At 65.0% G+C, this 11,795-nt stretch carries 11 protein-coding genes; 4 read left to right on the forward strand and 7 right to left on the reverse strand.

Annotation, left to right across the window (positions count from 1 at the left end; genetic code table 11):
- Positions 1–14 precede the first annotated feature (14 nt).
- The 5 genes from CVM73_RS17145 to topA all read right to left on the reverse strand — a co-directional run bounded on the left by CVM73_RS17145 (position 15) and on the right by topA (position 8,004).
- Positions 15–1,340: an LLM class flavin-dependent oxidoreductase gene (locus CVM73_RS17145; protein ID WP_100233112.1), complete on the reverse strand. Its 1,326-nt coding sequence runs from the start codon at positions 1,338–1,340 to the stop codon at positions 15–17.
- A 314-nt stretch (positions 1,341–1,654) separates the two neighbouring features.
- Positions 1,655–2,404 (reverse strand): NUDIX hydrolase, encoded by a 750-nt coding sequence (locus CVM73_RS17150; protein ID WP_100233113.1) that lies wholly within the window; start codon positions 2,402–2,404, stop codon positions 1,655–1,657.
- Between the two features lie 32 nt (positions 2,405–2,436).
- Positions 2,437–2,877 carry a DUF983 domain-containing protein gene (locus CVM73_RS17155; protein WP_100233114.1) on the reverse strand — a complete coding sequence of 147 codons (441 nt, stop codon included), beginning with the start codon at positions 2,875–2,877 and terminating at the stop codon, positions 2,437–2,439.
- Positions 2,871–5,219, reverse strand: a complete 2,349-nt coding sequence (rnr, locus tag CVM73_RS17160) for a ribonuclease R (protein ID WP_100233115.1) — start codon at positions 5,217–5,219, stop codon at positions 2,871–2,873. The genes CVM73_RS17155 and rnr overlap by 7 nt, the downstream gene beginning before the upstream one ends.
- A 19-nt stretch (positions 5,220–5,238) precedes the next feature.
- Positions 5,239–8,004, reverse strand: coding sequence for a type I DNA topoisomerase (gene topA, locus CVM73_RS17165; protein ID WP_100233116.1), 2,766 nt, complete (start codon positions 8,002–8,004; stop codon positions 5,239–5,241).
- A gap of 251 nt (positions 8,005–8,255) precedes the next feature.
- On the opposite strand from topA, the gene CVM73_RS17170 reads away from it, so the two are divergent.
- Positions 8,256–8,471, forward strand: a complete 216-nt coding sequence (locus tag CVM73_RS17170) for a hypothetical protein (protein ID WP_245452319.1) — start codon at positions 8,256–8,258, stop codon at positions 8,469–8,471.
- Positions 8,472–8,676: 205 nt separating this feature from the next.
- On the opposite strand, the gene CVM73_RS17175 is transcribed toward CVM73_RS17170, so the two are convergent.
- Positions 8,677–9,144, reverse strand: a complete 468-nt coding sequence (locus tag CVM73_RS17175) for a winged helix-turn-helix transcriptional regulator (protein WP_100233118.1) — start codon at positions 9,142–9,144, stop codon at positions 8,677–8,679.
- Positions 9,145–9,266: 122 nt separating this feature from the next.
- Between CVM73_RS17175 and CVM73_RS17180 the strand changes: the two genes are divergently transcribed.
- Together CVM73_RS17180 and CVM73_RS17185 are read left to right on the forward strand one after the other, a co-directional pair.
- Positions 9,267–10,040 (forward strand): SDR family oxidoreductase, encoded by a 774-nt coding sequence (locus CVM73_RS17180; RefSeq protein ID WP_167406887.1) that lies wholly within the window; start codon positions 9,267–9,269, stop codon positions 10,038–10,040.
- A 162-nt stretch (positions 10,041–10,202) separates the two neighbouring features.
- Positions 10,203–10,385 carry a hypothetical protein gene (locus CVM73_RS17185; protein ID WP_100233120.1) on the forward strand — a complete coding sequence of 61 codons (183 nt, stop codon included), beginning with the start codon at positions 10,203–10,205 and terminating at the stop codon, positions 10,383–10,385.
- Between the two features lie 65 nt (positions 10,386–10,450).
- Here CVM73_RS17185 and CVM73_RS17190 read toward each other — a convergent pair whose 3' ends face one another.
- Entirely contained in the window at positions 10,451–11,059 is a 609-nt protein-coding gene (locus CVM73_RS17190) for an FMN-dependent NADH-azoreductase (RefSeq protein ID WP_100233121.1), read from the reverse strand.
- Positions 11,060–11,142: 83 nt separating this feature from the next.
- Between CVM73_RS17190 and CVM73_RS17195 the strand changes: the two genes are divergently transcribed.
- Complete coding sequence (locus CVM73_RS17195; RefSeq protein WP_100233122.1) at positions 11,143–11,577, forward strand: winged helix-turn-helix transcriptional regulator; 435 nt, start codon at positions 11,143–11,145, stop codon at positions 11,575–11,577.
- Positions 11,578–11,795 lie beyond the last annotated feature (218 nt).

An 11,795-nucleotide genomic window follows, 5' to 3' on the forward strand; every position in this document is an offset into this window, starting at 1 on the left:
TCCTCTCCGGGTTATCAGGCCTCGAAGAAGCGGTTTCTCGGCCGCGGCAGGCCCAGATTTTCCCTCAAAGTGGACCCCTCATACTCTTTCCGGAAAATCCCGCGCCGCTGCAGCTCCGGCACGACCTTGTCGACGAAGTCGTCGAGGCCGGCAGGGACGAACGGGAACATGATGTTGAAGCCGTCGGAGCCGCGTCCGACCAGCCATTCCTCCATCTGGTCGGCGATGGTTTTGGCGGTGCCTACGAAAGCGAGGCCGCCATAGCCGCCGACGCGCTGGGCGAGCTGGCGCACGGTGAGCTTTTCGCGGGCGGCAAGGTCGACCATGCGTTGGCGGCCGCTCTTGCTGGCGTTGGTCTCGGGGATCTCGGGGAGCGGCCCATCGGGATCGAAGCCGGAGGCGTCGGTGCCGAGGATGACGGACAGCGAGGCGATGGCGCTGTCATAGTGCACGCGGCTGTCGAGCAGCGCGCGCTTCTCCTTGGCCTCGTCGACGCTGTCGCCGACCACGACGAAGGCGCCGGGCAGGATCTTGAGATGTTCAGGATCGCGGTCGATCTTCTCCATGCGGCCCTTGATGTCGGCGTAGAGCTTCTGCCCGTCGGCGAGACTGCCGCCGCCGGTGAACACGGCTTCGGCGGTTTCAGCGGCGAGCTGCTTGCCGTCTTCCGATGCGCCTGCTTGCACGATCACCGGCCAGCCCTGCACGGGGCGGGCGATGTTGAGCGGGCCGCGCACCTTCAGATATTTGCCGTTGTGGTCGAGCGTGTGCATCTTGGTGGGATCGAAGAACAGGCCGCTCTCGACGTCGCGCACGAACGCGTCGTCGGCGAAGGAATCCCACAAGCCCGTGACGACGTCGTAGAACTCGCGGGCGCGCTTGTAGCGCTCGGCGTGCTCCATGTGATCGTCGAGGCCGAAATTCAGCGCGGCGTCCGGGTTCGATGTGGTGACGACATTCCATCCGGCGCGGCCGCCGCTGAGATGGTCGAGGGAAGCAAAGCGGCGCGCGACGTGATAGGGCTCGTCGAACGTGGTCGAGCCTGTCGCGATCAGGCCGATGCGCTCGGTCACCGCGGACAGCGCCGACAGCAGCGTGAACGGCTCGAACGAGGTCACGGTGTGGCTGCGCTTGAGTGCATTGACCGGCATGTTCAACACGGCCAAGTGATCGGCCATGAAGAAGGCGTCGAACTTGCCGGCCTCGAGCTTCCTGATCAGCGTCTTGATATGACCGAAATTGAAATTGGCGTCGGGCCAGGCCCCGGGATAGCGCCATGCGCCGGTGTGGATGCTGATCGGGCGCATGAACGCGCCAAGCTTGAGTTGCCGTTGTGCCATCGCCCGGTGTGTCCTTCTTCATTGTCGTTCGGAAAGACATAGGTGCGCGTGGGAACTCCGCCATTGGGGGAGGCCGGAAGAATTTTTTGTTTTTGAGCGTTATCTCAGCATGTTCGCGCCACGCTCCCCGCTGTCGTCCCGGACAAGCGCAAGCGCAGATCCGGGACCCATAACCACCGGCTGTGGTTTTGCGAAGACTCGTGGTTGCCAGCCCGCGCCACATGTCTGCCTGTGGCTATGGGTCCCGGATCGGCGCGCGCTTGAGGCGCGCTTGTCCGGGACGACACTGACTTTGCCGCAGCGTCTGGGAATGATCAGCTCAAAATATCTTTCTGCATCTTGCCGCCGTAGAAATGGAAGAACGGCACTGGCGCATCGTGGCGGAGCGTGCCGGTGGCGAGGCGGGTGTCGAGCTCGTTGAGCACGTTGCGCGTCATCGGATGCAGATCGGCGAGCGGTTTCGAGCCGAGCTCGACCCAGACCAGCTCGACCAACTCGGCATCGGCATGGATGACGCCATCGACGCGGTGCGTGATCGCTGAGGCATCGGCGGTGAAGAAGCGCGTGTCGAACCGCTTGACGCGGCCGGGCGGGGTGATCGCGCGCGCGATCAGGAACAGACCGGAGGGATCGGGCAGCAGCCCCGCATCCGCAAACGGTTTCCACGGGCCCTCAAGTTTAGCTTTGCCCTCGGCCCTGCGGCCGAGACATAGACCGGTCTCCTCGCAGGCTTCGCGGATCGCCGCAATCGCCAGCGATTTCGCACGCGAGGCCGGTGTCTTCGGGCTGCCCTTGGCGAGATTGGCTTCCAGCTCGGCAGTGATGGGCGCCGCACAGGGCACGCGATAATCGGCCTTGTCGACGCGGCCGCCCGGGAAGACGAACTTGCCGGGCATGAACACCACCTTGTCGTGGCGCTTGCCGACCAGCACTTTCGGAATGGCGCCGCTGCGATCGACCAGGATCAATGTCGCCGCATCCCTCGGGCGGAAATAGGGATGGTGATCGGCTTCCTTCTCCTCGTGAACCCTTGCCTTCTCCGCAACTTGCGCAATATCCGTCATGTCCTCACCCAAACTGTTCTTGCTTATTTTGCTTACACCGGCGGAATACCATCCGGAGGGTTCTCGTCAAACCCGTGCATGCGCAGAGCCCATTGCAAGCCGACCACAGCTCCCTTGACAGGCTGCAACAGCGCGAGCGAGGCGACGAAGGTGAAGGGCAGATAGGCCGCGAAGCTGATCCAGACCGGCGTGGTGTAGTTGGTCTCGATCCACAAAACGGCCGGCACCACGATGTGGCCGACGATGACGATGACGAGATAGGCGGGCAGATCGTCGGCGCGATGGGGTGTGAAATCGAGGCCGCATTTGGCGCAATTGTCCGCCGTCTTCAGGAAGGCGCGGAACAGCTTGCCCTCGCCGCAGCGCGGGCAACGGCCGCGGAAGCCGCGCTTCATCGCCGTCCAGACGTCGCGCTTCTCGACGAGGCCGCTCTCGCGCGTCCAGATTTTTGGGGCCGTGCTCATCGTCACCATGCCTTGCCCTTCTTGCCTTTTCCCTTGTTCTTTCCTTTGGCCTTCGTCCCCTTGCCGGACTTTTGCTTCTCCGGCTTGCGTTTTTTCTCCGGGCTGCGTCCGGGATGGGCCTTTGATGATTTGCGCTGCGGGCGGAGTGGCCTGCGGTCGCGCGGCGAGCTCTCGCTCTCCGACGACAGGAGCTCGAAGCGCAGCGCGCCGGCGATGGGGGCGGCTTCGACCAGGCGGACATCGACGATGTCACCGAGCTGATACATGGTGCCGCTGCGCGTGCCGACAAGCGCGTGGCGGCTCTCGTCATAGTTGAAATATTCCGTGCCGAGGGATCGGATCGGGATCAATCCGTCGGCGCCGGTCTCGCTCAGCTTCACGAACAGGCCGGCGCGGGTGACGCCGGAGACGCGGCCCTGGAAGCTCGCGCCGATGCGATCGGCGAGATGATGGGCGATCAGGCGGTCGACGGTCTCGCGCTCCGCCTTCATCGCGCGCCGCTCGGTCAGCGAAATATGCGCGGCGACTTCGCCAAGGCTCTCCGGCGTCTCACTGTCGGGCAGGGCGCCTTCGCCGAGGCCGAGCGCACGGACCAGCGCGCGGTGCACGACGAGGTCGGCGTAACGGCGGATCGGCGAGGTGAAATGCGCATAGCGGCGCAGGTTCAGGCCGAAATGGCCGTAATTCTCCGCGGAATATTCGGCCTGCGCCTGCGCGCGCAGCACCACCTCGCTCACCAGCGGATAGTAATCATGGCCTTCGAGCTGGGCCAGCACGCGGTTGAACGTGGTGGGGCGCAGCGCGCCCGATTTGGCGAAGGAGACGTCGAGCGTCTCCAGGAATTCCGCTAGCGCGTGGACCTTCTCTAGCGTCGGCTCGTCGTGCACGCGGTAGATCAGCGGCAGCGATTTCTTTTCCAGCATCTCGGCCGCGGCGACGTTGGCGAGGATCATGAACTCCTCGATCAGCTTGTGCGCGTCGAGACGTTCCGGCACGACGACGCGGTCGACCGTGCCGTCGCCCTTGAGCAGGATCTTGCGCTCCGGCAGATCGAGATTGAGCGGATCGCGCTCGTCGCGCGCGCGCTTGGCGCAGGCATAGGCGGCGTAGAGCGGCCTCAGGATCGGATCGAGCAGGGGGCCCGTGGTGTCGTCCGGCCGCCCGTCGATCGCGGCCTGCGCCTGCGCGTAATGCAGCTTCGCTGCCGAGCGCATCAGGATGCGATGAAAACTGTGCGAGCGCTTGCGGCCGTCGGGGCCGAGCACCATGCGCACCGCGAGTGCGCCGCGCGGCTCGCCCGGCACCAGGGAGCAGAGATTGTTGGAGATGCGCTCGGGCAGCATCGGCACGACGCGGTCGGGGAAATAGACCGAGTTGCCGCGATCGAGCGCATCGCGGTCGAGCGCGGTGCCCGGCCGGACGTAGAAGCTGACATCGGCAATGGCGACGTTGACGATGAAGCCGCCCTTGTTGTTGGGATCGTCATCTGCTTGCGCATGCACCGCGTCGTCGTGATCCTTGGCGTCGGGCGGATCGATGGTGACGAGCGGGACGTCGCGCCAGTCTTCGCGGCCTTTCAGATTGGCGGGCTCCGCGGCTTCCGCATCGCGCATCGCGGCGGAGGAGAATTGCAGCGGGATGTCGTGAGCGTAGATCGCGATCAGGCTGATCGCCTTCTCGGACTTGACCGAGCCGAGCTTCTCCTTGACGCGGCCCGAGGCGAGGCCGAAGCCACGGGTGCGGACGATGTCGACGCTGACGAGGTCGCCGTCCTGCGCGCCACCCGTATCGGTCCTGGCGATGTTCAGCTCGCGGTCGGCGAACTTCTTGTCGACGGGGACGAGCCGTCCGCCGCCTTCGGGAAGCGCGCGGAACACGCCGAGGATGCGGCTCTTGGCCTTGTCGATGATCTTGATGATGCGGCCGCGATAGGCCGGGCCTTCGTCGTCGCCCGCGCGATCGACGCGCAGCAGGGCGCGGTCACCGACACCGGCGGCGGTGCCGGGCTTGGCCCGGCGCGGCATCTCGATCAGGATTTTTGGCGGCTCGCCGCTCTCGACCTCGTCCCATTCGGCAGGGGAGGCGATCAATTCGCCGTCGCTGTCGCGGCCGGTGATGTCGGCGAGCAGCGTCGGCGGCAGCGCGTCCGGCTCGGAGACCTTGTGGCGCTTTTTCTTGATGACGCCGTCATCGGCGAGCTCGCGCAGCATGCGCCTGAGCTCGGCGCGATCGGCGTTCTTCAGGCCGAACTCGCGCGCAATTTCGCGAGTTCCGACCTTTCCCGGATTTGCCTTGATGAAGGCGACGATGGCGTTCCTGTCGGGAAAGCCACGGTCATTCGTGCGTTTCACTTAACCTCTAATTCTTGATCTAAGTCTTGCCGGCACTCTTCTTGGCCGGAGCCTTGGCGGCGGCGGTCTTGGTCGGCGACGGCTTCGTGGCAGACGTCTTGGCCGTCGACGGCACGGCGGCGCGCGCCTTGCTGGTGGATTCGGATTTGGTTTTGGCCGCGGCTTTTTTCGCAGCCGGTTTCTTCGGCTTCGGCGCGGCGTCCTCGCCGTCCGCGGCCTTCTCTGCAGCCTTCTTGGTCTTGGTGGGCTTGGCCGCCTTCTTCGCCTTGGTCTTGCCGCCGCCCTTGGCCGCGCGTTCGTCGATCAGCGCGATCGCCTGCGGCAGCGTGATCGTATCCTTCTCGAACTCGGCCGGGATCGTCGCGTTGACGCCGCCGGCCGTGACATAGGCGCCGTAGCGGCCGCTCTTGACGGTGACGGTGCCGAGGGTCGGATGATCGCCGAGCGCCTTGCCGGGATCGGCACCGAAGCGGCGACTCGGGCCCTTGGCGACCTTTTCCGCGATCAGCGTCACGGCGCGGTTGAGGCCGATGTCGAACACCTCGTCGCCGGCTTCCAGGCTGGCGTAGGTCTTGTCGTGCTTCACGAACGGCCCGAATCGGCCGAGGCCGGCGGTGATCGGAAGACCGGTTTCGGGATGCTTGCCGATCTCGCGCGGCAGCGACAGCAGCTTCAGCGCAAGCTCGAGATCGACATCGCTGGGCGAGGTGCCCTTCGGAATGCCCGCGCGCTTCGGCTTCTCGCCTTCCTCATAATCCTTCTGCTCGCCGAGCTGGATGTAGGGGCCGAACCGGCCGGCCTTGAGCCAGACGTCGCGACCCGTATCGGGATCCTGGCCGAGCGAGCGGTCGGCAGTCGCCTCGCCATCGGCGGCGAGCTGACGGGTGTAGCGGCACTCCGGATAGTTCGAGCAGCCGACGAAGGCGCCGAACTTGCCGGCCTTCAGGTTGAGCCGGCCGCTGCCGCAGTTCGGGCACTGCCTGACATCTCCGCCGTCGGCGCGCGGCGGATAGATGTGCGGCCCGAGCATCTCGTCGAGCACGTCGAGCACCTGCGCGACGCGCAAATCCTTGATGTCGTCGACGGCGCCGATGAAGTCGCGCCAGAAATCCTTCAGCACCTGCTGCCAGGAGATCTCGTTGTTCGAGATGCGGTCGAGCTGCTCTTCCAGGCCCGCGGTGAAGTCGTATTCGACATAGCGGCTGAAGAAGCTCTCCAGGAACGCGATCACGACGCGGCCCTTGTCCTCGCCGTGCAGGCGCTTCTTCTCCAGCTTGACGTAGCCGCGGTCCTTCAGGACCTGCAGGATCGAGGCATAGGTCGAGGGACGGCCGATGCCGAGCTCTTCCATGCGCTTGACGAGGGATGCTTCCGAGAAGCGCGGCGGCGGCTCGGTGAAATGCTGGGTGACGGACAGGCTCTGCCGTTTCACGGCCTCGCCTCGGCTCATCGCGGGCAGGCGGCGGGAGTCCTCGTCCTCCTCGTCGTCGCGGCCTTCCTGGTAGAGCGCGAGGAAGCCGTCGAACTTCACGACCTGACCGGTGGCGCGCAGCTCCAGCGTGCGGCCGCCGGCCTTCGCCGTGATGTCGACGGTAGTGCGCTCGAGCTCGGCAGATTCCATCTGGCTGGCGATGGTGCGCTTCCAGATCAGCTCATAGAGCTTGGCCTGATCGGCATCGAGCTTGCGGCTCATGCTGTCGGGGCGGCGGGAGAGGTCGGTCGGGCGGATCGCCTCGTGCGCTTCCTGGGCGTTCTTGGCCTTGGCCTGGTACTGGCGGGGAGCGTCCGGCACATAGGCGTTGCCGTAGTCCTCGCCGATCACCTTGCGGGCCTGGGTGATCGCCTCGGGCGCGATCTGCACGCCGTCGGTCCGCATATAAGTAATGAGTCCGGTGGTCTCGCCGCCGATGTCAATGCCTTCATAGAGGCGCTGGGCGATGCGCATGGTGTGCGCCGGCGCAAAGCCGTATTTGCGGCTGGCTTCCTGCTGCAGCGTCGAAGTGGTGAAGGGCGCTTGCGGATTGCGGCGGGCCGGCTTGGCGTCGACCGCGGTGACCGCATAAGTCGCCAGCTCAAGCGCCTTCTTGAAGTCTTCAGCTTCCGCGCCGGTGCCGATGTCGAGGCGCTGGATCTTCTTGCCGTCGGCGCCGACGAGGCGGGCTTCGAACGCATCGCCGCGCGGGGTGAGCAGGGTCGCGATCAGCGACCAATATTCGCGGGCTACGAACTTCTCGATCTCGAGCTCGCGGTCGCAGACGAGGCGCAGCGCCACCGACTGCACGCGGCCGGCCGAGCGGGCGCCGGGCAGCTTGCGCCACAGCACGGGGGAAAGGGTGAAGCCGACGAGGTAGTCGAGCGCGCGGCGCGCCATATAGGCGTCGACCAGCGCGCCATCGATCTGACGCGGATGCTTCATCGCGTCCGAGACCGCCTGCTTGGTGATGGCGTTGAACACCACCCGCTCGATCTTCTGGTCCTTCAGCGCGCGCTTTTCCTTCATCACCTCCAGCACGTGCCAGGAGATGGCCTCGCCCTCGCGATCAGGGTCGGTGGCGAGAATCAGGCGGTCAGCACCCTTCAGGGATTTGGCGATCTCGTTGAGCCGGCCGGCCGCCTTGGGGTCGACCTCCCAGATCATCCTGAAATTGGCGTCGGGATCGACGGAGCCGTTCTTCGCCGGGAGATCGCGGACATGGCCGAACGAGGCCAGAACCTCATAGGACGAGCCCAAATATTTGTTGATCGTCTTGGCTTTCGCCGGCGACTCCACAATGACGATATTCATTTAGTTCCAGTGTCTTACGGGAAAATCTTGGGCCGAAAACGAAAGGACTCGGGTCGGCCGTTTCGACCCGAACATGGGTGGTGAGGCGGCCCCTGTCAAATCGAGGGGTGTTGAAAGCCGCCGGAATGGGAAAAGTTTCATATCGAGAAAGTTGCAAAATACCACCTTGGAGTTGCGGTTCATGTCGGCGTAATGTTTCTGCGGGGCATGGATTCGGGTGGGGTCTGGTGACAAGGCCGGGAAAGAAACGGGTGCGCGCCGCATCAGGCGCGCTGGGAGGCTCGCGTCACGAGGAACCGGGGGAGGGCGGCGCAGATGAGGCGGTGGCCTTCATCGCCGAGCAGACCGGGGCATTGCGCAAGCTCGCTGAGCGCCACAAGCTCGACGTGCTGCATTATCTCTTGGGGATGACCAAGCTGGAGGCCGACGAGCATTTGCGGCTGCGAAGCAAGCGCAAGCTGTCGTGAGGGCGCTGCTCCACAAAGGTTGTCATGCCCCGCCTAGTGCGCAATTGCGCACGGGGGCGGGGCATCCAGTACGCCGCAGCCTCTCCGTATCCATCGGTCGCATCTGGAATACTGGATCGCCCGCCCCAGTGCGCAATTGCGCACAAGGCGGGCGATGACATCGAGCATGTGGTGACGGCTTGCCACAGAGCCGTCAGCAACTGCGTCACGCCGACCGGCGCCGCGGCGCCGGCCGCGGCTTCAGCGTGGTGTCGGCGGGGCTGAGCAGGCGGCCGTCCTCGGCGCGCATTTCCAGCTTCTTCACCGGGCGGCCCTTCTCGCGATCCACCAATATGGTCGCGATCTCCTCGGGGTGGTCGTCGAACGCCTCGCTCCATTGCCGCAGCGCGACCAGGATCGGAAAGGTGCCGCGGCCCTTCGGCGTCAGCACATATTCCTGATAGGCGCTGCCGTCGGAGGCGGGGGCGGTTGCCAGGATGCCGTGATCGACCAGCGATCGCAGGCGCGTCGACAGGATGTTCTTGGCCATGCCGAGCTTGCTCTGGAATTCGCCGAAGCGGCGGACGCCGAACAGCGCCTCGCGGATGATCAAGAGCGACCACCAGTCGCCGAGCGCCTCCAGCGACCGCGCGATCGGGCAGGAATCGCCCTCGAAGCTCGTTCGTTTCACCATCGTCGTCTGTCCTTGCGTATTCGCACGGCACCAGCGCCGATCACTCGCTTGTGTGGTTGCATCATAAAACCATATGCCCTAGATGGCAATCTAGTTTCATCATGCAACTCATGGAGGCGAGCGTGAGACTGAAAGAGAAGACGGCCCTGATCACCGGCGGCAACAGCGGCATCGGGCTTGCGACGGCAAAACTGTTCGTGGCCGAGGGCGCCAGGGTGGTGATCACCGGGCGCAACAGGCAGGCGCTGGAGGCTGCCGCGAAGGAGCTCGGGCCGAACGGGCTCGCGCTCGCCGCCGATGCCACCGACATCGCCGCCAGCGAAGCTGCGATCAAGCAGGGCGCGGAAAAATTCGGCAAGCTCGACATCGTGTTCGCCAATGCCGGCATCGCCGGCGGCACGCCGCTGGGCTCGGCCACGCCTGAGGTGTTCGAGCAGGTGATCGGCACCAACCTGACCGGCGTGTTCTTCACCGTGCAGTCCGCGCTGCCCTATCTCAACGACAATGCCTCGATCATCCTCAACGGCTCGGTGATCTCGGTGCTCGGCATTCCCGGTTACTCGGCTTACGGCGCCGCGAAGGCCGGCGTGCGGGCGATGGCGCGGATCATGGCCTCGGAGCTGTCGCCGCGCGGTATTCGCGTCAATGTCGTGGCGCCCGGTGCGATCCACACGCCGATGTGGGGGCCTGCGACCGCGACACCCGAAGCCGAGAAGGCGTTCGAGAAGCGGATTGCGCTGTCGACACCGCTCGGCCGCCTCGGTGAAACAGATCACGTTGCGAAGACGGTGCTGTTCCTCGCCTCCGATGATTCCGCGCATGTGCAGGGCCAGGAGATCTTCGTCGACGGCGGCGCGGTGGCCTCCCCGAGCGGCGCGCCGATCTATCGCGGTTGATCAAATCCAGTGCAAATTGAATCGGCCGGCGCAGTGCGCCGGCCGGCCCCGACGGTCTTGTGGATGCATTGACCGAACCTATGTGTGAGGTGTTGAATCTTCGCGCCAGCTGCAAGGACATGTTTACGGGCAGGACAGACTCACTATTTAGAGGAGTCGGTTATGACGAAAGTAGCCCGCATTTTCTCGTCGATTTCATCACCGCGCGTTCACACCGAAAGATCCGCCGTTCGGGCCAAGCGTTCCGACACGTCTGAGTTCGTCGCCGTCGCGTTGTTCTCCGGAATCGGCCTGTTCGTCTCCCTCGTTGCCGTGATCCTGGGCATGCAGGGCGTCTGGGTTTAGCTTTGCGGATCGCGCGAGCCGTCAGCCGCCGCGCAAACCGGCGGCGGCTGATTTCGGCGGGGCCTTCAGGCAGCGCGCAGGCTGGTCGCGGCCTGGAGTGCGCCCGCGAGCGCTTTCTCGCGGTGATCCGGTCCGACCTGGATGCCGTCGGCAGGGATGAATTCGACGCTCGTGATACCCATGAAGCCGAACACCCAGCGCAGATAGGTTTCGAGATGCTCGCCGGCCGCGTATGGCGTCTCGGCGCCGTAAAAGCCGCCGCGCGAGATTGCGACGATCACCCGCTTGCCGCCGGCGAGCCCCTCCGGCCCAGTCGCCCCATACTTAAAAGTCTTCCCCGCGACCAGGATGCGGTCGATCCAAGCCTTGAGCTGGCTGGGAATGGTGAAGTTGTACATGGGGGCGCCGATCACGACGATGTCGGCGGCCAGGAACTCGTCGAGCGCCGCCGCGCTCGCGGCGAGGTCAGGGCCGAGTTCCGCCGGGGCAGGGGCGCCTTGGGCGGCGGCGAGGTGCGATCCGGAGAGGTGCGCGAGCGGGACCTGGGTCAGGTCGCGATAGGTGATGTCGAGCGAGGGCGTCGTCTGCCGGAGCCGGTCGACGATGGCGGCGGAAACCTGCCGGCTGACGGAGTGGGGGCCGAGCACGCTGGAGTCGATATGGAGCAGTTTCATGTGGGGTCACCCTGGTATAAGTTTGTAACCAGCGCTACATGAGTGACTATCGAAATCCCCGCAAGAACGCACTTTTTTGAGCCATGGACACATTATTGAAACCTGCTCACACCGATTTGCCTGCCTCGCCAAGGCTGGATGCAGGCCCTGATCAAAGGCCGGATCCCAACCATGCGGACTGCCGCGGGGTCGCCTCCGTGCTGTCCCGCGTCGGCGACAAGTGGAGCGTGTTCGTCATCATGATGCTGAGCGACGGGCCCAAGCGCTTCAATGAGCTGAAGCGCATGATCAACGGCATTTCGCAGCGCATGCTGACCCTGACGCTGCGCGGGCTGGAGCGCGACGGCCTCGTCACGCGCACGATCTTCCCGACCATTCCGCCACGGGTCGATTATGAGCTCACCGATCTCGGCCGTGGTCTCCAGCAGCCGGTGAAGGCGCTCGGGGAGTGGGCGATCGAACATTTGTCGCAGATCGAGGCGGCGCGCACGCGGTTCGACGCACGCAACGAGGGCTGAAGCGGATGAGATCGCTTGTGTCGCGCGGGCCGGTTTTACCCTCCCCTGGAGGGGGAGGGTCGGCTCACATGGAGCGGAGCGAAATGTGAGACGGGGTGGGGTGACGGTCTCTCCCCATCCAACAGTGCCCGAGTGGAGAGATCACCCCGCCCCGCTCGCGCTGCGCGCGATCGACCCTCCCCCTCCAGGGGAGGGTAAGAGTCCGAGCCTCATTTCAC

It is taken from the genome of Bradyrhizobium forestalis (genome assembly GCF_002795245.1).
Lineage (GTDB): Bacteria > Pseudomonadota > Alphaproteobacteria > Rhizobiales > Xanthobacteraceae > Bradyrhizobium > Bradyrhizobium forestalis.

What these genes read in the sequence shown, in the direction of transcription:
- CVM73_RS17195 (WP_100233122.1), top strand. Translation starts at nt 11,143, where the DNA reads ATGGACACATTATTGAAACCTGCTCACACCGATTTGCCTGCCTCGCCA.
- CVM73_RS17150 (WP_100233113.1), bottom strand. Translation starts at nt 2,404, where the DNA reads ATGACGGATATTGCGCAAGTTGCGGAGAAGGCAAGGGTTCACGAGGAG.
- CVM73_RS17185 (WP_100233120.1), top strand. Translation starts at nt 10,203, where the DNA reads ATGACGAAAGTAGCCCGCATTTTCTCGTCGATTTCATCACCGCGCGTT.
- topA (WP_100233116.1), bottom strand. Translation starts at nt 8,004, where the DNA reads ATGAATATCGTCATTGTGGAGTCGCCGGCGAAAGCCAAGACGATCAAC.
- CVM73_RS17155 (WP_100233114.1), bottom strand. Translation starts at nt 2,877, where the DNA reads ATGGTGACGATGAGCACGGCCCCAAAAATCTGGACGCGCGAGAGCGGC.
- CVM73_RS17175 (WP_100233118.1), bottom strand. Translation starts at nt 9,144, where the DNA reads ATGGTGAAACGAACGAGCTTCGAGGGCGATTCCTGCCCGATCGCGCGG.
- CVM73_RS17145 (WP_100233112.1), bottom strand. Translation starts at nt 1,340, where the DNA reads ATGGCACAACGGCAACTCAAGCTTGGCGCGTTCATGCGCCCGATCAGC.
- CVM73_RS17190 (WP_100233121.1), bottom strand. Translation starts at nt 11,059, where the DNA reads ATGAAACTGCTCCATATCGACTCCAGCGTGCTCGGCCCCCACTCCGTC.